This is a genomic window from Sinorhizobium sp. 7-81 (genome assembly GCF_030124405.1).
Classification (GTDB): Bacteria; Pseudomonadota; Alphaproteobacteria; order Rhizobiales; family Rhizobiaceae; genus Sinorhizobium; species Sinorhizobium psoraleae.
The window spans coordinates 301,757-322,531 of sequence record NZ_JASKLT010000005.1 but is presented as its reverse complement, the minus strand read 5'-3'; the positions used below and the strand labels follow the sequence as shown (position 1 = coordinate 322,531).

21 protein-coding genes are annotated in these 20,775 nt (G+C 62.3%); 6 read left to right on the top strand and 15 right to left on the bottom strand.

Annotated elements, in window-relative coordinates:
- Position 1 precedes the first annotated feature (1 nt).
- The 5 genes from ppa to QN224_RS19400 all read right to left on the bottom strand — a co-directional run bounded on the left by ppa (position 2) and on the right by QN224_RS19400 (position 5,712).
- Positions 2-535 (bottom strand): inorganic diphosphatase, encoded by a 534-nt coding sequence (ppa, locus tag QN224_RS19420; RefSeq protein ID WP_173508802.1) that lies wholly within the window; start codon positions 533-535, stop codon positions 2-4.
- Between the two features lie 414 nt (positions 536-949).
- Positions 950-1,456, bottom strand: a complete 507-nt coding sequence (locus QN224_RS19415; RefSeq protein ID WP_173508801.1) for a GNAT family N-acetyltransferase — start codon at positions 1,454-1,456, stop codon at positions 950-952.
- A gap of 199 nt (positions 1,457-1,655) precedes the next feature.
- Complete coding sequence (typA, locus tag QN224_RS19410) at positions 1,656-3,482, bottom strand: translational GTPase TypA (protein WP_173508800.1); 1,827 nt, start codon at positions 3,480-3,482, stop codon at positions 1,656-1,658.
- A 136-nt stretch (positions 3,483-3,618) separates the two neighbouring features.
- The gene (locus QN224_RS19405; RefSeq protein ID WP_283977988.1) at positions 3,619-5,181 is read right to left on the bottom strand and encodes an alkaline phosphatase; all 1,563 of its coding nucleotides are present in this window, start codon (positions 5,179-5,181) and stop codon (positions 3,619-3,621) included.
- 309 nt (positions 5,182-5,490) lie between these two features.
- Positions 5,491-5,712: a KTSC domain-containing protein gene (locus tag QN224_RS19400; protein ID WP_283977987.1), complete on the bottom strand. Its 222-nt coding sequence runs from the start codon at positions 5,710-5,712 to the stop codon at positions 5,491-5,493.
- Between the two features lie 208 nt (positions 5,713-5,920).
- Here QN224_RS19400 and QN224_RS19395 point away from each other — a divergent pair, with 208 nt between their 5' ends.
- Positions 5,921-7,228 carry an amidase gene (locus QN224_RS19395; protein WP_283977986.1) on the top strand — a complete coding sequence of 436 codons (1,308 nt, stop codon included), beginning with the start codon at positions 5,921-5,923 and terminating at the stop codon, positions 7,226-7,228.
- A gap of 120 nt (positions 7,229-7,348) precedes the next feature.
- Here QN224_RS19395 and QN224_RS19390 read toward each other — a convergent pair whose 3' ends face one another.
- Positions 7,349-7,510: a hypothetical protein gene (locus tag QN224_RS19390; RefSeq protein ID WP_283977985.1), complete on the bottom strand. Its 162-nt coding sequence runs from the start codon at positions 7,508-7,510 to the stop codon at positions 7,349-7,351.
- A gap of 199 nt (positions 7,511-7,709) precedes the next feature.
- Between QN224_RS19390 and QN224_RS19385 the strand changes: the two genes are divergently transcribed.
- On the top strand, positions 7,710-8,219 hold the full coding sequence (locus QN224_RS19385; protein ID WP_283977984.1) for a hypothetical protein: 510 nt from the start codon (positions 7,710-7,712) through the stop codon (positions 8,217-8,219).
- An 82-nt stretch (positions 8,220-8,301) separates the two neighbouring features.
- Positions 8,302-9,078 (top strand): DUF429 domain-containing protein, encoded by a 777-nt coding sequence (locus tag QN224_RS19380; protein WP_283978054.1) that lies wholly within the window; start codon positions 8,302-8,304, stop codon positions 9,076-9,078.
- A 180-nt stretch (positions 9,079-9,258) separates the two neighbouring features.
- Here the strand turns inward: QN224_RS19380 and QN224_RS19375 are convergent, their stop codons facing one another.
- The 9 genes from QN224_RS19375 to QN224_RS19335 all read right to left on the bottom strand — a co-directional run bounded on the left by QN224_RS19375 (position 9,259) and on the right by QN224_RS19335 (position 17,715).
- Positions 9,259-9,636, bottom strand: coding sequence for a DUF3307 domain-containing protein (locus QN224_RS19375; protein ID WP_173508794.1), 378 nt, complete (start codon positions 9,634-9,636; stop codon positions 9,259-9,261).
- On the bottom strand, positions 9,572-11,494 hold the full coding sequence (locus QN224_RS19370; RefSeq protein ID WP_283977983.1) for an adenylate/guanylate cyclase domain-containing protein: 1,923 nt from the start codon (positions 11,492-11,494) through the stop codon (positions 9,572-9,574). The genes QN224_RS19375 and QN224_RS19370 overlap by 65 nt, the downstream gene beginning before the upstream one ends.
- A 2-nt stretch (positions 11,495-11,496) precedes the next feature.
- The gene (locus QN224_RS19365; RefSeq protein WP_283977982.1) at positions 11,497-12,813 is read right to left on the bottom strand and encodes an NAD(P)/FAD-dependent oxidoreductase; all 1,317 of its coding nucleotides are present in this window, start codon (positions 12,811-12,813) and stop codon (positions 11,497-11,499) included.
- Between the two features lie 3 nt (positions 12,814-12,816).
- Positions 12,817-13,290 carry a DoxX family protein gene (locus QN224_RS19360; protein WP_283977981.1) on the bottom strand — a complete coding sequence of 158 codons (474 nt, stop codon included), beginning with the start codon at positions 13,288-13,290 and terminating at the stop codon, positions 12,817-12,819.
- Complete coding sequence (locus QN224_RS19355) at positions 13,287-14,087, bottom strand: DUF2063 domain-containing protein (protein ID WP_283977980.1); 801 nt, start codon at positions 14,085-14,087, stop codon at positions 13,287-13,289. The genes QN224_RS19360 and QN224_RS19355 overlap by 4 nt, the downstream gene beginning before the upstream one ends.
- A complete protein-coding gene (locus QN224_RS19350; protein ID WP_283977979.1) occupies positions 14,074-15,105 on the bottom strand; it encodes a DUF692 domain-containing protein in 1,032 nt (343 codons plus the stop codon). The genes QN224_RS19355 and QN224_RS19350 overlap by 14 nt, the downstream gene beginning before the upstream one ends.
- Positions 15,106-15,141: 36 nt before the next feature.
- On the bottom strand, positions 15,142-15,411 hold the full coding sequence (locus QN224_RS19345) for a DUF2282 domain-containing protein (protein ID WP_173508788.1): 270 nt from the start codon (positions 15,409-15,411) through the stop codon (positions 15,142-15,144).
- A 370-nt stretch (positions 15,412-15,781) separates the two neighbouring features.
- Entirely contained in the window at positions 15,782-16,867 is a 1,086-nt protein-coding gene (locus tag QN224_RS19340; RefSeq protein WP_283977978.1) for a patatin-like phospholipase family protein, read from the bottom strand.
- A 17-nt stretch (positions 16,868-16,884) separates the two neighbouring features.
- Positions 16,885-17,715, bottom strand: a complete 831-nt coding sequence (locus QN224_RS19335; protein WP_283977977.1) for a 3-hydroxybutyrate dehydrogenase — start codon at positions 17,713-17,715, stop codon at positions 16,885-16,887.
- A 174-nt stretch (positions 17,716-17,889) separates the two neighbouring features.
- Between QN224_RS19335 and QN224_RS19330 the strand changes: the two genes are divergently transcribed.
- From QN224_RS19330 to QN224_RS19320, 3 genes are all read left to right on the top strand, one after another.
- Positions 17,890-18,822 carry a LysR family transcriptional regulator gene (locus tag QN224_RS19330; protein WP_173508785.1) on the top strand — a complete coding sequence of 311 codons (933 nt, stop codon included), beginning with the start codon at positions 17,890-17,892 and terminating at the stop codon, positions 18,820-18,822.
- A 112-nt stretch (positions 18,823-18,934) separates the two neighbouring features.
- Positions 18,935-19,429 (top strand): cupin domain-containing protein, encoded by a 495-nt coding sequence (locus tag QN224_RS19325; RefSeq protein ID WP_283977976.1) that lies wholly within the window; start codon positions 18,935-18,937, stop codon positions 19,427-19,429.
- 80 nt (positions 19,430-19,509) lie between these two features.
- On the top strand, positions 19,510-20,772 hold the full coding sequence (locus QN224_RS19320) for an MFS transporter (protein WP_283977975.1): 1,263 nt from the start codon (positions 19,510-19,512) through the stop codon (positions 20,770-20,772).
- The last annotated feature ends 3 nt before the right edge of the window (positions 20,773-20,775 follow it).

Sequence of the window (20,775 nt, the reverse complement as noted above, 5' to 3'; positions counted from 1 at the left end):
ACTACTTCTTCGGCTTCGCGCGCTCGACCGCTTCCTTGATCAGTTGCTTGGCGACGCTCACGTCCTTCCAGCCGAAGATCTTCACCCACTTGCCGGGCTCCAGATCCTTGTAGTGCTCGAAGAAATGCTCGATCTGCTTGAGCGTGATTTCCGGCAGGTCGGTATAGTCATGGACCTTATCGTAGCGCTGGGTGAGATGGCCCGACGGCACGGCGATGATCTTTTCGTCCTGACCGGAATTATCTTCCATCATCATCACGCCGATCGGGCGGACATTGATGACGCAGCCCGGCACGAGCGGGCGGGTGTTGCAGATCAAAACGTCGATCGGATCGCCATCGTCGGACAGCGTGTGCGGGACGAAGCCGTAGTTGCCCGGATAGGTCATCGGCGTATAGAGGAAGCGGTCGACGACCAGCGTGCCGGCTTCCTTGTCCATCTCGTACTTGATCGGATGCCCGCCGACCGGAACTTCCACGATTACATTGACATCTTCCGGTGGATTTTTTCCGATGGAAATCGCGTCGATCCGCATGAGTACCTCCAGGGGTCGGTTAAAATTCGCCCCGTCGGATAAAGCGAAACATGCCGCGATGCAACATAACTTTCGTCCGGGACGGGCGGAATTGCTCTACGGCGCCGCGCGTCTCTGACGCGCAAGGACAGTAGCACTTTGAATTCCCGCACTTATCCTTAAATCGGTTACGATTTAGGGAAACATGCATTAGGCGGGCGACACGGCCAAAAATAGGCAGGTGAATGTTTTTCAGCGCAAGGAAGCAACAATGGCGAAGACGCTTCGTTATTTTGCCGTTGCCGCGCTTTTTCCGGCACCGACTTTCGCCAACAACAGCATCTATACCGATGGCAGCCGCCTACCGCGGCAGCGCGGCGCAAAAGGCGGGCGAACCCACCCATTACCTGCCGAAGCGGAGGGACGGCTAAGCAGTCAGTTCCAGACGAAACCAACCTTTTTCAGGTATTTGTCGCCGAAATCTTCCATTCCTTCGGCAATGTCGCTGCCCCCGGCGGTCTGGAAGAAGCTGTAGGCGTGTTCGCTGTCTTCGAGGCACCAGACGACAAGGCCTTTGCAGCCAAGCGACCTCAAGAGGCTCTTCGCCTCGCGGAAGAGAACGCGTCCGAGGCCGATGCCCTGATATTCCGGCCGCAGATAGATCTCGTAGATCTCGCCCTCTTGCGGCAGGGCTCTCGCGCGGCTCAAGCCCAGCGTGGCATAGCCGGCGATCGTTCCGGCGACATCGACCACCAGTAAGGTTGCCGGTCCACGCGTTGCCTTGCGCCACCAAATTTCGTCGCGGCGGTTGACCATCTGGATCAGCGGGCGATGCGGAATGATGCCGCCATAGGCCTGAAGCCAGGAAACGCGATGCACCTCCGCAATCGCCGCCGCCTCATGCGGCTCCCCGGGCCTGACCTCGATCGAAACAGTCTTCATGACTTGACTCTAAACACACGACATGGCGAACCGGAATCCCGCCGTGCTGCCGGGCGGCGTTAACCCACAGGCAACTTTAACGGCATCCAAGTGAAGGTTAACGCCTTTTTAACTTTATCCGCAAGCCGCGCGCTATCGGCACGCACAGCAAAAACCCCGGATCGCTCCGGGGTTCCAATTGCGTCGGTCTTTTCGTGGCTTACGCCGCGCCGGCGGTACGGGCCTTTTCGAAGCGCTTGCGCTCGTTCGGATCGAGATACATCTTGCGAAGCCGGATCGACTTCGGGGTGACCTCGACCAGTTCGTCGTCCTGGATCCACGACAGCGCCCGGTCGAGCGTCATGCGGATCGGGGGCGTCAGCTTCACCGCCTCGTCTTTGCCGGATGCGCGCATGTTGGTGAGCTTCTTGCCCTTCAGCACGTTCACTTCCAGATCGTTATCACGTGTATGAATGCCGATGATCATGCCGGCATAGACCTTCTCGCCCGCCTCGATGATCATCGGGCCGCGGTCTTCGAGATTGAACATCGCGTAAGCCACGGATTCGCCGGCATCGTTGGAAAGCAAAACACCATTTACCCGGCCACCGATCTCACCCTTGTAAGGCTGGTAGTCGTGGAACAGGCGGTTCATGATCGCCGTGCCGCGCGTGTCGGTCAGAAGCTCGGACTGGTACCCGATGAGGCCGCGGGTCGGCGCGAAGAACACGAGACGCACGCGGTTGCCGCCGGACGGACGGAGCTCGGCCATTTCGGCCTTGCGCTCCGACATCTTCTGGACGACGACGCCGGAATGCTCTTCATCGACATCGATGACCACTTCTTCGATCGGTTCGAGAAGCTGGCCGCTTTCATCCTTGTGCATGACGACGCGCGGACGCGATACGGCAAGCTCGAAGCCTTCACGGCGCATGGTCTCGATCAACACCGCAAGCTGCAGTTCGCCGCGGCCGGACACAAAGAACGAATCCTTCTCGGAGGATTCCTCGATCTTCAGCGCGACGTTGCCTTCGGCTTCCTTGAACAGACGGTCGCGGATCACGCGCGACGTGACCTTGTCGCCCTCGGTGCCGGCAAGCGGCGAATCGTTGACGAGGAAGGACATGGTGACGGTCGGCGGATCGATCGGCTGCGCCTTCAGCGGCTCAGCGACGGCCGGGTCACAGAATGTATCGGCGACTGTGCCCTTGGAAAGGCCGGCGATCGCGACGATGTCACCCGCATGGGCTTCCTCGATCGGCTGGCGCTCGATGCCGCGGAAGGCGAGGATCTTGGAAATGCGGCCCGACTCGAGCAGCTTGCCGTCCTGGCCGAGGACCTTGACAGCCTGGTTCGGCTTGATCGAGCCCGAGTGGATGCGGCCGGTGATGATGCGGCCGAGGAAGGGGTTGGCTTCGAGAATCGTGCCGATCATCCGGAACGGCCCTTCGCCAACCGTTGGTTCGGGCACGTGCTCAAGCACGAGGTCGAGCAGCGGCGCCAGACCCTGATCCTGCGGACCTTCCGGCGCGACGTTCATCCAACCGTTGCGTCCCGAGCCGTAAAGAATCGGGAAATCGAGCTGCTCATCGGTGGCATCGAGCGCCGCGAAAAGATCGAACACTTCGTTGATGACCTCCTCGTGGCGGGCGTCGGGACGATCGATCTTGTTGATCGCGACGATCGGACGAAGCCCGACCTTGAGTGCCTTGCCGACGACGAATTTCGTCTGCGGCATGGGGCCTTCTGCAGCGTCGACCAGAACGATGGCACCGTCCACCATCGACAGAATGCGTTCGACTTCACCGCCGAAATCGGCGTGACCGGGCGTGTCGACGATGTTGATGCGAACGCCCTTCCATTCGACCGATGTCGCCTTGGCAAGGATGGTGATGCCGCGTTCTTTTTCCAGCTCGTTGGAATCCATCATGCGCTCGGCGACGCGCTGGTTCTCGCGGAAAGAGCCGGATTGCTTCAGAAGTTCGTCGACGAGCGTGGTCTTCCCATGGTCGACGTGCGCGATGATCGCGATGTTACGAATGCTCATTTTTTGTCTCGGAAAGTTCGAGGGCACGCGCGACAAGGCGGGTACCGCTTTTTCAGTTGCCGCGCTCATACAGGTTTTTTTGCAGGAGCGAAAGGGGGCCGGGACGCAGACCAGCTCTGCACAGAGCTCTGCGGGCTCACGCTGCGGCCGCCGGATCGAGCGTCACGCGCCAGAGTTCCTGGTCCTGCCGATCCATCAGCCGCACGGTCATCTGCTGCGTCCGGCCGCTGATGTCGACGATGCCGAAGAATTGCAAGCCCGCGGACGGCGGCAGGTTGCTGTCGATGCCGCCGCCAGACGCCTTGATGAAGCGAACCTCCGGGCCGAAGGTCATGTCGAGCTCCTTCGGACCGTAGGTGCCGGAGTGAAGGGGGCCGGAAACGAATTCCCAGAAGGGCAGGAATTCCTTGAAGGCCGCCCGAGACGGATCGTAGTGGTGGGCCGCCGTGTAATGCACGTCCGCCGTCAGCCAGACGATGTTCTCGATCGCGTTGTCGCGGATGAACCGGAGCAGGTCGGCGAATTCCGTCTCCCTGCCCATCGGAGCGCCGCTGTCGCCATTGGCGATCGCATCCGACCCGCGCTTCTGCGAATAATCATCCCAGACGACGAGGCCGATCGGCATGTCACAGGCGATGACCTTCCAGGTGGCGCGAGATGCCGCAAGCTCCCGCTTCAGCCAGTCCGCCTGCCGCCAGCCGAAGAGGCCGGCATCGCCCTCCCCCTGGTTGGGGCCGCGATAGGAGCGCAGATCGACGAAGAACACGTCCAACAGTGGCCCATAGGCAACCTTACGGAAGATGCGTCCGGGCTGCGTCGGCAAGGTGCGGATCGGTGTCATCTCGTGAAAGGCGCGCGCGGCCCGGGCCGCATAGACCGTCACGTCCTTCTCCGGATACCGCGGATCGTCGCGAAGATCGGTCGACGCCGACCAGTTGTTGAGCACTTCGTGGTCGTCCCATTGATAGAAGGTCGGGCAGACGGCGTTCAGCCCGCGCACGTGTTCGTCGAGCAGGTTGTATTTCCACTGACCGCGATATTCTTCCAGCGTGCGGGCGACATCGCGCTTCTCTGGCGTCACGATCCGGTTCTTCCACATACCGCCGTCCCGGAGCTTGATCTCATCCGGCATAGGATTGTCGGCATAGATCGTGTCGCCCGAATGGATGAGGAAATCCGGCTCGTGCAGACAGATGGTCGAATAGGTCTTCATCCCGACCTCGTCGATGCCCCAGCCCTGACCGGCCGTATCGCCGGACCAGACGAAACGCACCGACCGTTTGCGCAGGGGCGCCGTACGGAACCGCCCGACGACCGGCTCCGAAGCACGATTGCCATCGTAGAGATCGGTTGCGGTAAAGCGGTAAAAGATGTCCTGGTCCGGCAGCAGGCTGTCGAGCCGGCATTTGACCGCGCAATCGCTCCGCGGCGTCGCATCGATATCAGCAAGCCGAACGGCGTTCGAGAAGCTTTCCGTGGTCGAATACTCGACCGCCACGCGCGCCGGCCGATCGACGCGCGTCCAGATCATCCCCGACTGCGTATCGACATCGCCGGACTGCACGCCGTGCAGGAATTCCGGCCGCCCATAACCACGGGCGTAGAAGGGAGTGGCAAGGCCGGAAGAAGCGGCGAAACCGGCGGCGCCGGCGGAGAAGAGAAAAGAGCGCCTGGTCAGCGTGCTTCGAATGTCGGCCAAATATCCGCCTCCGGTTCCGTGCTTCGCGAATCATCGAGTTTGCGAGGCGGACCTTTGGCGAGCCGCATGTCAGCGGCTTTACAGCGAGATGAAACTATTTGAACGGTTTGGCGACAGTTCTGTGAAGGAGCGGCGATGAGCGAGCGGGGCCAGAGCCTCCATCACCGCGGCTCGCCCCTTCGCACTCTTCGCCTTATTTGAATGTTGCAGTGGATCGATTTTTCGGGAATGGCAGCCGCTCGCGGCGGGCACTGGAAGCTCCCTGGCCTTGGGAAGGGGCTGGGGGGTGTCGCCTCTCCTCATCCCGCTTCAATGCGTGAAATCGTAGTGATCCCGGACGTGGTGGTTGAAGTAGCCGCCGGCGGAGTCTGCGTGCACAAGCTCCTCGTAAACGCTCTCCGAGACATCGAGGTAATGGTAAGGCCTGCGATTGCCAACGAACCAAACGCTCAAGGTTCGATGGCGTGCATCGTAATTGACGCGCTGGATTGCGGAAGAGTCCAGGATCGCGGACGATTTCAGCATTGGCATTGGCGCCTCCCGATCGAATTCCAGAAGTCGCTGGTAAACTCCTATTATATATCAAATACCCGGACTTATAAACGACGGCCGGCCGCACGCGATGAACGCCCAAGGGACGGCTGCAGCACTTTGAATTGCTGCACGATTTCGCCCATAAATCGGTTCCGATTTAACGAATCGTGCAGCAGCGCCTATCCCATTCTCGAGGTCTTTCGCCTTGCCCCGATCAAATACCCCCTCTCGCAACCGGCTCGAAACAACCCTTGCCCGCCTGTATGCACGCCGGGACGAAGAACGCGTCTTCATGAAACTCTATGCGGACGCCGCCCGCACCGAAGCCGACGCCGCCGACCGAAGGCTGAGCGATGGAAGGAGCCTCGGTCCGCTCGACGGCCGGATCGTCTCGATCAAGGACCTCTTCGACGTCGCCGGCGAGCCGACTCTTGCCGGCTCGGTCATTCGCCGGGCGGCAGAACCGGCCACGGCAGATGCAGTGATCGTCCAGCGGCTGCGCACGGCCGGTGCCGTTATCATCGGCAAGACGCACATGACCGAGTTCGCTTTCACCGCTGTCGGCCTCAACCCGCACTATCCTGCGCCCGGCAATGCGATCGACGCGAGCCTCGTTCCCGGCGGTTCATCGTCCGGCGCGGCCGTCTCGGTGGCGGAGGGCACCAGCGACATCGCCATCGGCTCCGACACCGGCGGATCGGTTCGCATTCCGGCGGCGCTGAACGGCCTCGTCGGCTTCAAGCCGACGGCCCGGCGCGTGCCCCTCGACGGTGCCTTTCCGCTCTCCCCAAGCCTCGATTCGATCGGCCCGCTCGCACGAACCGTCGCCAATTGCGCGCTTGCCGACGCGATCATGGCCGGCGAGACACCGAAGCCACTTGCGCCGCTGCCGCTCACTGGCCTGACGCTCGGCATTCCCAAGGGTGCGCTCCTCGAAAATCTGACGCCCGAGATTGCGGAGGCCTTCGAGGGAAGCCTGCAAATCCTCTCGCGTGCCGGCGTAACACTCGTCGACTGCGTGATCGACGATCTCCTCAACCGCTTTGCCGAAGCGACTTCGATCGGCTCGATCGCGGGGATAGAAGGAAGCCGGATCCACCGGGACTGGCTTGAGGACGAGGATGCGCCGGTCGATAGCCGGGTAAAAGCGACGCTGCGCCGCCGCCTTGCGGTCTCCGACGCGGCGCTCGAAAAGCTGCTGCGGACGCGGCAAGATCTCGTTCGCGCCATGGACGAGCGGCTGACGCTCTATGATCTCATCCTGCTGCCGGCTACGCCGATTTCCGCTGTCAGCATCGCCTCGGTCGAGCAGGACAAAATGGAGTACCGTCGCGTCGAGGATCTGCTGTTGCGCAACACGCAAGTGGCCAACCAGTTCGATCTCACTGCAATCACGCTGCCGATGGCAGGCACAAGGCTGCCGGCGGGTTTGATGCTGGTGGGGCGGAGCGGGACGGACGGAATGCTCCTGGCCGCGAGCGCGTCGGTCGAAGGGTTGCTGCAAGGCGGCTGAATGGCGCGGCCTAGAGCGCCGTGCGTTCAAATGAACGCACAAAGGACGCTCTAGCACTTTGTTCCTAGAGCATCTTATCCGCTTTCGGTGATTCCACCTGAAAAGCGGGATGCTCTAGCCTCAATGCATCGTCTGGGACATCCAACCCTCGTCGAGGATCCGAAATGCATCTTCAAGCGCGGCAACCAGGATATCGGTGAGTTCGTCACCGTCATTGCTCATAAGGAACAGGGCCACGGTTGCATCCTCAGGGTCGCTATAGTGCTCAAATTCATTGGACATCGCATCGTCCTTTCTTCGCCGCGTTACATTCCGGCAGTTGATGCGATGGTTAGGCGCGCCGACTTGTGCAGAGCTTGAGGCAAAATCGCCGGCCGCCGTCTTTCAACAGCGCGGCTGCGATCCCCTAGCCAGCCTTTTCGCTCGCGCTTACCTTCCAGGCACGATAGAGGATCACCGAAGTTCGATGCCGGATGCGAGAATGGCGAAGAAGACGAAGCTGGACAATGCACACTATCTGCAGCGGCTCAGGTCCGAATTCCCTGACGTCCATGGCGCTTTTGTTGCCGGCAAGATCCCATCCTTGCGCAAAGCCCTCGCGATCGCCGGGATAAAACCGGAGCGCACCCGGCTGGACAAGCTCAAGAACTCCTGGAGGAAGGCGACTGGTACCGAGCGCGATGCCTTTCTGACCTGGCTCGCGGCTACGGACGCCCCATCGGCAACGGCGGCACTGGCCTTCACTCCCACGCTGTCTGCGCGTGCCGCGGAGGCTCCTATCGCAAGCGGCCGCTATCTGCTCCCCTCCACAATCGCCGAGATCGAGGCGATCATGTTCCGACGCCGGTTGAAGCCGGACGACGTGATGCACGAAATCGGGTTCCCACCCCACGACCGCTCCCTCGCCCATGCGCTTGCCCGTGGCGCAAGCCTCAGATTGACGATGATCGCGGCGCTGGAGACATGGCTGCGCGCGAACGCGCGAGGGTAAGGGCTGCAGGCTTGAACTTTCGGACGCAGGCGTGGCTTTCTCGTCGGAGATTTGACGGGTTGGGAGCTGAGCGTTGAAAGAAATGAGCTTCGAAAACCTGCTCGGCATTGACGTCGGATACTCGCTGTCGCGACCGACGACCGGGATCGCATGGAGCGTCGGCGAGGATCTCGGTTCCGCGAGGACGTACACCGACTGGAACCGCCGAAAGCGTCACATTCCCGCGTCGACGACATTCGCCGTTATCGCGATCGACGGACCCTTGACGCCGCCCGACGCTCCCGATGACATCGACCGCTTGTGCGAGCGGCTCTTTATCCGCGGCGCATTCCATGCGCGTTGCAAGCCGGGGCTCAGCCATCACGGCTATGGTCGAAACCTGCGAAAAGCTGCTGCAGAGACAGCCGCGCAGATCAGGCACCTTGCAGCCGCGCGCATGATCGGCAAATCCGTCGTTCCCGGCACCGCGATCATCGAGGCTTTCCCCAACGCCTTTCTCGGCGTTCTTCTCGAGGATCAGCGTTTTGCCATGTCCAGGGCGGCGAAGCGCAAGAAATTCGACTGGCTGTACGACCACGCCGTCGAATGCGGCGTGCTCGAAAACCTCCTTCGGTCCATCGGCTGGAGCAACGAGGTTCTGCTTCGGAAGGTCACAGCCGAGCGGGATCACGAAAAGCGCGCAGCGTGGATCTGCCTCCTTACGGCGGCATGCGCCTTCGTCGGCAAGTCGGAAGTCGTTGGAGATGAGAAAGGAGGCTGGTTCTGGCTACCGCCTCCCGAGCTCTGGGCCTGTTGGGCAAGGCAGGCTTTGGCGGAGGCGGCGATGTCGGCGAGCGGCGCGATCGCTGGCGAGGTGTGATTTACTGGCGGAGAGGGTCTGCCATCAAGTCCCCGCGCAAGTGTCTCGGCTATCGCACGGCCGCCGAGGTTTTCATGGCGCATTTGCGCGTATACGGGCATGCCCTACTTTTCACACGTCCGTGTTGCACCTGGACTAGATTTTCCAGAACGGAAACAAACTACGATCATCGTCGGGCTCTTACGTTAGCGCGGCAAGGATCAGCGCCGCATAGGTGAGCTGGTGCATCAATTGATCGGCGCCGTGCATGGCCCAGTAGGCCCGGGTCGTCGCATCGGCGCGGCTATGCCGCGACAGCAGTGCCTTGCCGTAGTCTATGAGATAGTGAGCCAGGAATTCCGCGAGCACAAGAATGGCGACGCGCGTCATGCCAGCGCTGGCGAGCATCAGCGCCGGCACGGTTCCGAGCGCGTGCCCGCCCGCATGCACATAGCCGCCGATCATGCGGAAATTGCCCTTGCCGCGCAGGATCCAGGCTGGCTGCAGCACATAATCAACGACAAAGTGCTTGAGTTGCAGGCAAGCGAGCATCGCCACCGTCGTAATCGCCATTTCCATCGCTTCCTCCCGCGGACCGAACTTTTGGCTGATCAATCGTATGTACGCCAACGGGCCTGGCCTTGCCGCGCACCGTCGCAAGCCCGAGCGGTCTCGTTACCGGCTCTGCCCCGAGCTCGCACATGGTCGCGTCGCTGAGCACGATTTCGACGCCGCGCTCCTTGGCCACATTCACCAGTCGGCTCGCGAGATTGACCGTGTCGCCGATGGCGGTGTAGCTCAGCCGCTCGGCGGAACCGATATTGCCGATCAGCGCCGTGCCGCTGTTGATGCCAATGCGTACGCGGATCGCATTCTCTTCGGCCGCGATTGGCGGGTCGTCATGCATTGCCGTCCGGATCGCGACAGCCGTGCGGCAGGCGCGGGCGGCATGATCCGCCTGTTTGCCCGGCGCGTTCCAGATCGCCATAACGGCATCCCCGATGAACTTGTCGACCGTGCCGCCCTCCGCATGGACAGCGGCGACCGCAATCGTCAGGAAGCGCGTCAGATGCGGCTCGACGCCGGGTCCGAGCCTCTCGGTCAGCTCGGTGAAACCGGGCAGGTCGGCGAACATCACCGTCACTTCGCAGAGCTCGCCACCGGGTTTCGGCTCGATGCCACCTTCGACCAGCGGTCGCACGACGTCGAGCGGCATGTAGCGGGCGAAGGCCGAAAGCCCGGCCGCCATCCGCTTCAACGCCTGCGACAAATCATTGAGCTCGGCGAGGAAGGTCGGATGATGGCGGATGCTCTCCAGCGAGAAGCGCTCGACCGCACGCAATTGCTCTGCCAGTCGGGCGAGCGGACGGGCGAAGAGAAAATTTGCAAAGCCGACGGCAGTTGCTGCGGCAAGCGCGGCGATGGCGACCACGACCGCCGCTATGCGCTGGATATTCTCGTCGATGCCGCTTGCAAAGGTTGAGCGGGGGGTGGCGGTGACAAGACGCCAGTTCTCGAACGGCAGGCGCGACGACGACACGAAGACGGGCCCGAGCGAAGCGTTTGGCACGACGACCCGGAAGGCATCGACCTTATTGGCCGCGACAGCCTCGGCGGCGGCCGTCGCCACGGCATCGGCGGCCGGAAAGTCGGAAAAATGCGCCGCCATAACGCCGTCGGAGGGTTGCGATGTCGCAAGGACGCGCCCGCGGCTGTCGAGAACGAACGCTTTGCCGAGCGCCGGTAGTTCAAGCGCCTGCAACGCCTCGGAGAGGCGCCGGAGGCTCACGGCCACCATCACCACGCCGGTAAACTTCCCGAAGCTCACGACGCGCTTCGATAGCACCATGGCGGGCTCGAAACCGTTCGGCAGCACATTGGTGACCACCCAGACAGGCTCTCCGGTTTCCTTGCCCAATCGATACCACGGGGCGCCGAGTGCCACATAGGCGCTCTCCGCCTTGATGCGCTCCTCGAAAAAGATGTCGCCCGGGATCGGTCGGTAGAGATCGCGCCGCAACGGACGGAGTTCGCCAGCTTCAGCGGCGCCGATTTCGACCATCTCGATGCGGCCGTCGGCGGTCGCATGCGATCCGAAAAAGCGCCCATCCGGAAAACCGAAGCCGATCCAGTCGATCGCCGGCTGCTCGCGCAGCAGCGACAGGAACAGGAACTCGCGCTTGACCTCGTCATTGGCGCTGATCGCACCTTGGAAGAAGATGGAGCGGACAACTTCGGCGGTGCTCGTCACGAGCGACAACGTCCGGGATAGGTCGTTCCTGACGGATCCCGCCGTCTGGGCATCGAGACTCGCGACGATCTCCTCGATGTTCTCACCGGCTGCACGCTGCCAGATGAGATGGATCAGCGCGGCAGTGGAGAGCACCGCTAGCATGAGGATAACGATGATGACCTGGGCGAGCTTCGGGCGATACATCGCTAAGCCTCATGGTGACCGGTAATCAGCCGCGCAGCGCGATCGTTGCGGGCATACGCAACGGCCCAGTCGAGAAAGACGACGAGGCGGTTGCGAAAGCCGACGAGGAACCAGAGATGGGCGAAGTTCCAGACGAGCCATGCGGGATAGCCGGAGAGCCTGGTCTTGCCGAAATCCGCGACCGCTGCCTTGCGGCCGATGGTCGCGAGATTGCCGTAGTCACGATAGCGGAACGGCGCCGGGTGCCGTCCCGCCATGTCACCGAGAATGGCGTAGGCTGCATAACGCCCCATCTGCTTGGCTGCCGGCGCCACGCCCGGTACAGGACGCCCGGCCGCATCGGTGACCGAGGCCGTGTCACCGATGACGAATATTTCGTCGTGCCCTGGTGGATTGAGGCGCTCGTCGACGATGACCCGTCCGGCGCGGTCGGCCGGCGCACCGATCCACTTGGCGGCGCGCGAAGCCATGACGCCCGCGGCCCAGAGAATGCAGGCGGAGCCGATTTCAGTTCCGTCGACCAGCCGTACGCCGCTGTCGTCACAGCCGGCGACGGCATTGCCGAGCACGACCTCGACGCCAAGCTTTTCGAGTTGTCTCTGGGCCTTTCTCGAAAGGCAAGGCGGCATCGCCGGCAGTATCCGCTCACCCGCCTCGACGAGCACGACCCGGGCGGAGGATGAATCGATGCGCCGGAAATCGTGAACGATCGTCCTTCGGGAGAGCTCGGCGATCGCGCCGGCGAGCTCGACGCCGGTCGGTCCGCCGCCGACGACGACGAAGGTCAACAGCGTCTGACGCAAACGGGGATCATCGGTCACCTCCGCCCGTTCGAAGGCGGCGAGGATGCGCGCGCGGATCGACGTCGCATCCGTGATTGTCTTGAGGCCCGGGGCGTGGTCCGCCCAGGTGTCGTTGCCGAAATAAGTGTGGCGGGCGCCGGTCGCGACGATCAGATAGTCATACGGTATGCGCCGGCTGCCGGTCACGACGCATTGCGCGGCGGTATCGACCGCCTCGACCTTGTCCATCAGGACCGTGGCATTCGACTGCCGCGAAAGAATGCGGCGGATCGGCATGGCGATCTGCGCCGGCGAGAGCCCCGCGGTCGCTACCTGGTAAAGTAGAGGCTGGAACAGGTGATAGTTTCGCCGGTCGATGACGGTGACTTCGACAGGCGCGCGGCGAAGCGTCATCGCCGCGTTCAGGCCGCCGAAGCCCGCACCGAGAATGACCACGCGCGGCCGGTGCTTTGTCTGGTCCGTGCCGGTCGCAATTTCGCCCGGCACGGAGCCGCTCTGAACAGGCGTCGCTGACATCACTCAGCCTCCGGCACGGATGCGTCGGGCGACCAGATGATCGACTGAAAACACGCCGGCGCCCCGCGACAGGATAAGCAAGAGCAGGCTCGTCCACATCAGATGCTCGACCCAATGATCCGGGTAGACGAAGATCTGGATGGTGGCGACGACGCCGAGCAGCATCAGCGAGGCGAGCCGCGCGAGCAGTCCCAATCCGAGCATCGCCGCGCCACTGAGTTCCGCCGCCGTCGCCATGAGGGCGGCCAGCCCGGGATCGAGCAGCGGCAAGCGATATTCGAAGGCGAACAGCTGGAGCGTGACCGGCCATGAGGCGAGCTTCGTCTGGGCGGACTGCCAGAATACCTCTGCGACCGCCACGCGCGATGCCAATTGCACGATCGATAGCGGCAGGGCGGTGGTCCACTCCACGACAGTGTCGTGAAGCCTGTATATCGTTCTGGAAATACTGATCGGTGTTGCGCGCATTGTGGTCATGACACTCTCTCCTGCTGGTTGGAAGGCTCCTTCGTGCGATTGATGCCGGTGACGAGCTCGCTGACGAAAAGGCCCGTCACCGCTCGTGCGATATCGAACTCAGGCGAGTGGCGGCAGGCGCGGGCAACCGCAGCCTCGAGTCCCTTGCCCCGCCTCAACACATGCCAAAACGCAAACTCCGCGGCGTCGAGGCGCAGGAAGCGAACGGTGTCACCATGTCTCCAGAGCGCGATGCGCTCCGGTTCGCGGTTGAGGTCCGCGAGCCTGTCGGGTTCGCCCCCATGCTGATGCGCCGCCCATATGCTGAGGGCGGGCCAGCGGCAAAGAACAAGTCGCAGCGAAGGCTGCAAGAAAAGCACGAAGGACCCACTCGAAAGCCGCTCATAGAGTTCGATGAGTGTACTTGGCCGCTCCAACGGGGCGTCGAGCGCTTCGGCGATCTTCCACTCGAGGCGCGCGACCTCAGAGACGAAGGGCATATCGGCGGTTCCCTCGAAGTTCGCGAGAAATGGCGCAAATCCTGCACCGTACCGCGAAAGGCGCGGCTCTCGTGGCGGGCTGCTCCGGATGAAGCGGCCGGCGACATAACTGAAGTAGCGTTCATCGAGCAGCCGCACCGTCACGGGGAAGACGGCCTTCAAGGTCGTGGTGAGCGAGACCAGTGTATTGTTGCGGTAGATGTTGAACCGCCTTGCGGGATCGAAACGACCCCGTGCCAGAAGTGGCAGGATATCTGCCGGCCCGGTCGTCAGAACCGCACGCGCGACGACACTCTGCAGCGTTTCAATGGAAGACATGGCCGTCCCTCCTGCAATGATCCGATGCGCACTTGCCGCAAGCGGCTTTGACTGCCGCTGTTGCGGCGAGCGCCGGGAAAAGGATGCCAGTTGTGCCGTCGCGGCCGGGCAACCTCATGGTCTCGAAACGGCCGTCTGGCACAGTAACCGGCGGCTCCTCGAGGCGTTCGTCGAAGGCGATCCGACGGGCGAGCATGTCGGCCCACATCGCTTCGCCCAACAGGACCTCGAGCGGCGGCACATCCGTGTCCCATTCGATGAGTGTCGGCCGAGGGCCGATCCTGCGGAGCGCGTGGGCATAGAGCGACCAGACGGCCGGCGGCACACGAGACCCATGGTCGTCGATGAGAATGACGTCGCCGTCGATTTCATTGACCGCGTGGCCGGCAAGGTGAATTTCACCGATCGCGTCGGCAGGCAGGGCGTCGATGAAGGCCAGTGCATCGAAATCGAGGTTGCTTGCGGAGACATGGACGTTGTTGACGTCCAGCAACAAGCCGCAACCGGTCCGGTTGACGAGCTCGCTCAGGAATTCGGCCTCGGTCATGCTCGATTCAGCGAAGGCGAGATAGGCGGAGAGGTTTTCGATGAACACCTGGCGCTTGAGCGTGTCCTGCAGCCGGCCGACGTTCGCGGAAACGATGGCAAGTGCCTCGTCGTCGTAACGGAGCGGCAGAAGGTCGTTGAGGTAGGCGCCGTCGGCGACGCTCCAGGCAAGGTGTTCGGAGACGATCGCTGGCTGGAAGCGTTGGCAGACGAGACGCAGCCGCTCCAGGTGCGCTCGGTCGAGACCTGAGGCGCTGCCGAGCGACAGTCCGACGCCGTGCACCGAAAGCGGATAAACCTCGCGCAGCTTCTCGAGCGCATCCACGGCCGCTGATTGGCCCATGTAGTTTTCGGCATGGACTTCGAGCCAACCCGCAGCAGGCCTGCGGGAAAGCATCTCGGCAATGTGTATGGAACGGAGGCCGATGCCCGCAGCGCACGGCATCGGGTGGGTTGGAAACGTCTTGGGCATCGGTCTACTCCCTTTTTGCTTGCTGTCGCGGGGCCGTCAGGCCTTCGGGGCGTTGCTGCCGCCGGCGATCTTTCCGCAGGTGCCGGCAGGCACGTAGATCCAGGCGTCGACCTGGTCGTCCATCGTTGACGTGCCCGCGCAGGAATGGGTTGCCGTCTGGCAGTCGTTCTGCCCGGCCTTGACGATGCCGTAGCACTTCTCGAACGAGAAGTCGGGCTGGGCGGCCGGCCCCGCCGAAGCCGTGGAAGCCGAGACGGAGGCGATCGCCGCAAGCGCGGAACTGATGAGCGTACGAGTGTTGATCATTGAACATCTCCTGGATCTGACGTTGTTCAGACCGCACATCGGCCTGATGCTGAGAAGCTTCGCAGACCGCTCGCGCTGTTTGAAATGCTGTTCAGGCATGGTTTCGATAGGCCGAACTATCCGTCGGCGATGGGCGCACCCAAGACGAAAAAAGCCCCCGGAAGGGGGCAAGACTGCCATCGGGAGGGAGACGGCAACGAGGGCTTGCCGCGCACTCCGTGGCGACGCGCTGCGATTGGTCGGGAAGCGTCGAACGCCCTACATCACAATGATTTGGGCCGAATCGACCCAAAGCATAAACGTGATCGATTCTAATAAGTTAGAGCGGGATGTGGGCGGAAAACCGCTTCACACTTTTCCTCATCCCGCTCTAGAGATAACGCGTACTGATATCGACGCTCGAACGCTTCCCTATCGCGTCGTAGTTCGCGATCAGCCAGTCCTCCGCGCACTGTCGACCGCGGTCACGGAGGTCTACGAGGGCTCCCCACTCGGCATTGAGTTTGCTTGAGACGCTGAGATTTCTCATCGTCTCGTCGTCGGAGATGCCGTGTACGAAGACACGTTTGAGGCCAAGTGAATTGCCGGCCTCGGAATCGATCAGGTGGGTCACGAAGGCGATTGCCCGCATCTCCCTCAACAATGACGAGTTGAAGCTTATTTCGTTGATCCTGTTCAGGATTTCCGCCGCAGTGCGCGGCAGTTCCGTTCGCTCCAGCGGATTGATGTGCACCACCAGCACGTCCGGCGTGTCGCAGCCGTAGATCAGCGGGAAAATGGCGGGGTTCCCCATGTAGCCTCCGTCCCAATAGGCCTCACCGTCGATCTCGACGGCTTGAAACAGGAACGGCAGGCAGGCCGAGGCCATTACGGCGTCGATCGAGATCTCGTCATTGGAAAACACCTTGACCTTGCCGGAGCGCACGTTGGTCGCGCAGATGTTGAGCTTCACGGGACAGCGGGACATGCGGATCGCATCGAGATCGATCGATTGCTCCAGAACCTGACGCAGCGGATTGTAGTTCAACGGGTTGAACTGATAGGGCGAGAGCAGCCGTGTCACCATGTCGAAAATGACGAAGGCCGGCGAAAACTCCAATGATTTCGAACCCGTGATGCGATCCAGCACACTCGGCTGCAGCGGACTGAAGGCTGCCGCATGGCTGATGCGGCGCCAGAAATTGGCGAGCGCCTTCTGCGCGCCGCTGCGGCCACCTTCCGCAAGCCCATAGGCCAGGACCGCGGCGTTCATCGCGCCGGCACTGGTTGCAACGATGCCGTCGAAGGAGAGGTTCGCCTCGTCGAGCAGCCGGTCGAGCACGCCCCAGGTGAATGCGCCGTGCGCACCGCCGCCCTGAAGCGCGAGATTTATCGTTCGCGGCGGACGCATTTCGGCCTCGGAGCGCCGCACCTGGTGCTCGGATTCCGGCGGGCCCACTTGGATGTGCTTGTTCATGGCTCTGCTCCTCTCGATCAATGGGCTGTCCACCCGCCATCCACGGGAATGGCCGCGCCGGTGATCGAAGCGGCCGCGCTGCTGCAAAGGAAGACGCTGAGCGCCCCCATCTCCTCGACTGTCGCGAAGCGCTTGGTCGGCTGGTTCTTCAGGAACACGTCGCGGATAACCGCGTCGCGCGCGATCCCGTGCGACTTTGCCTGTCCGTCGATCTGCGCCTCCACCAGCGGCGTCCAGACATAGCCCGGGCAGATCGCATTGGACGTAATGCCGAATTCCGCGCCTTCGAGCGCCACAACCTTGGTGAGTCCGACGAGCCCATGCTTGGCGGCCACGTAAGCGGACTTGTAGGGCGAGGCGACGAGACCATGAGCCGAGGCGACGTTGATGACCCGTCCGTAGCCGCGAGCGCACATCTGCCCGTAGGTCGCCTGAACGAGGTGAAACGCAGCAGAAAGATTGATCCCAAGGATCGCGTCCCATTTCGCCGTCGGGAACTCGGAGATCGGGGCAACATGCTGTATGCCGGCATTGTTGACGACGATGTCGACCTGCCCGAAGCGGGCGCCGGCGCGCTCGACCATCATCCGGATCGCCTCCGGACTCGACATGTCGGCGCTGTCATAGGCGACATCGACGTCGTTCTCCTCCGCCATCTCGGCCCGCTGCCGTTCGATTTCCGCCGGATCGCCAAAGCCGTTGAGCATCACTGCCGCGCCCGCTTTGGCAAGCGCCTGGGCGATGCCGAGGCCAATGCCGCTGGTGGAACCGGTGACGATGGCGCTGCGCCCCTCGAGCGCCCTGCGCCCGAACATCGCGTCGATTTCAGCCTCGGTACTTTTGAACATGTCCGCGTCTCCTCACGTTTGGGCCGGAGGGCCTCTTCCGGGACGAGAATGGCGCTGTATTCATTTCAACTGAAATGCCACTGTGCTATGAATTCGATAGGTGAATTGCATTGGTGAAAGCGGCACCTGCATCGGAGAGTGGCGCCTGGACACGAAAACCCCGCGGGGGCGGTTATGGACATTCACCACGTTCGGTATTTCCTGGCCGTTTGCGAGACGCGAAATTTCACGCGTGCCGCCGAAAAGTGCAACGTGACCCAGCCGGCGTTGAGCCGTGCCGTCCAGCAACTCGAAGATGAAGTCGGCGGGCTCCTGTTTCGACGGGAACGGAACCTTACCCACATCACGGATCTCGGAAACCTGCTGAGACCGCGGTTTCAGTCGATTCTCGACGAGCTCTCGGGCGTCAGGCAGGAAGCGTCACGCTTTCTCTGCCTGGAAGATGCGCATGTGAAGGTCGGCATCATGTGCACGATCGGACCGCGTCGGTTTACCGGCCTGCTGACCGACTTCAACATGCGCCACCGCGGCGTTCAACTTCAGCTCGTCGAAGGTGTGCCGTCCAAGCTTTCAGAGCTGCTTGGGGAAGGAGAGATAGATGTCGCCATCATGGCGAGCAGCGACCGCTTCCCCGAACGCTTCGACGTGACCCCGCTGTTTCGTGAAAGGTTCATGCTCGCCTTTCCTCCGGGTCACCGTCTCTGTCAATACGATGCGGTTCCCATTACCGCCATCGATGGCGAGATCTATCTCAGACGCGTGAACTGCGAATACTGGGATTATCTGACGGAGTTGTGCGAGTCCTCTGGCGTGAAGACCCAGATCTCCTATTCCAGCGAGCGGGAGGACTGGATACAAAACATGGTGGCGGGCGGGCTCGGCATCTGCTTCATTCCCGAATACAGCGCCGTCATTCCAGGCTTGCAGGTCCGGCCTGTGGTCGAACCGGAGGTCACGCGGGAGGTTTGCCTCGTGACTGTCGCGGGCCGGCGGTTCTCGCCGGCTGTCGCCACCTTCGTTGGAGCAGTCAAATCCTACGGCTGGGCGGCACCACATTCCGGCATAGACATGCGCCGATCGGCCGACGCTACTCCTCTCCCGCAATAGCTCTGAGCTATGGAATTCAAAAGCAGGCGGCATTTCTTTGTCGGCCGAATGTCCCGCAATCTCCTTGTGCCGCCGGAATGTCTCCGGCCGGACCGACCAAGGAGAACCGGACATGATTCAGAAACCCATCGCAGGCCGTCTGTCGTTGGCCGCCGCTGCGGCGCTCGGACTCTTCGCAAGCACACTCGGCGCGCCAATGGCTATGGCCGGGGAATGCCCCAAGGATCAGATCGCAGCAATTGCCATGGCGCCCGGCGCCACGGCGCCTGAAGGCGTGACCGATGAAGTCCTCGCGTCGATCGATCTTTCCTCGAAGGGAAGCGCGTGGGAAGGGAATGCGCTGCGGCTGCGCAAGCTGGTCGTCCAGCCGGGCGGCATCGTGCCGTGGCATTCGCACGACGTGCGTCCCGCCAACATTCTGGTAGTGGAAGGCACGATCACGGAATACCGCAGCAGCTGCAAGGTCCCGATCGAGCATAAGGCGGGCGAAGTCACTGCGGAATTCGGTGAGCTCGCCCATTGGTGGAAGAACAACGGCTCAAAGCCGGCCGTGCTCTACTCGGCCGATATCCTGCCGCCGATGCAAGCTGACGACCACGCCATGTGAGCCGCAAAGCGATAGCACCGTAACATCACGGACGTTTCCGGCCGCTGGCGGGAAACGTCCATATTTTGGGAGGATACGCGATGGCTAACCTCGATCGTGCCTCGCTGCCGGCGTCCGCGTCCGTTCTGGCAAACCCCGCAGCCGATCGCTGGCATTTCGGAATCATTGCGCTCATCGCATTCCTGACCCTCGTCGATCTCTTCGCCGCCCAGGCGATCCTGCCATCGCTGCAGCGGGAGTTCGGGGTCAGCCGCGCTACAATGGGCTTCGCGGTCAATGCCAGCACCTTCGGCATGGCGGCCGCTGGGCTTGCCGTCGGCATCTTCGGGCGCAACCTGGACCGGCGAAACGGCATCTGGATCAGTCTCGCACTGCTCGCCGTCCCGACCGTGTTGCTCTCAACGACCCGGGACATCGCGATCTTCACTGGCCTGCGCGTGGCGCAGGGCCTGTGCATGGCGACCGCCTTCACACTCACCATGGCCTATCTGGCGGAGCATTTCCCGGCCGAGCGGGCGACGGGCGCGCTTGCGGCCTATGTGACCGGCAACGTCGCAAGCAACCTCTTCGGCCGCATTCTCTCGGCGGCCGTTGCCGACCTCGGCGGATTGTCCATCAACTTCCAGACTTTCGCGCTACTCAATCTGGCGGGAGCGGCCCTCGTCTGGACGACGTTAAAACGGACGGAACGCATGATGCCGGACCGACTGAGGCGACGCAGGAGCGGGAACTGGCGCTCGGTGCTCGGCAATCGACGCCTGCAGAGCGTGCTCGCCATCGGCTTCCTGATCCTCTTCGTCTTCATAGGGACATACACCTATGTCAACTTCCGGCTCGTCGAGCTCGGGCTATCGCCGATGCAGCTCGGCCTGGTCTATTTCGTATTCCTGCCATCTTTGTTCACGACGCCGCTCGGCGGGTATATCTCGCGTCGTCTCGGCGCCGGAGCCGGCATTGTGCTCACGCTCTTTTGCGCTTCGCTGGGGCTCATCGCTCTTTTGAGCAGCAGCCTCGCCATTGTGCTTGCGGGCCTCGCCATGGTCGCGGTCGGCACCTTTCTCGCGCAAGCGCTTGCGACCGGTCAGGTCGGCCGCATCGCCGACACGGAGAAGGCGGCAGCAAGCGGCGCCTATCTCGCCTCTTACTACACGGGTGGGCTCTTCGGCAGCCTGGTGATCGGCCAGATCTACGATCGTTTCGGATGGAACACTTCAGTCCTGGTGCTCGTCGCGATGCTTGTTTTCGCCATGCTCTTTGCCGTGCCGCTGCGCGCCATGAGGTCCAGTTATCGAAATGGACAAGAGACGGCATTATCAAATGGCAGCGGCCAGCCGCATCCTTGAATG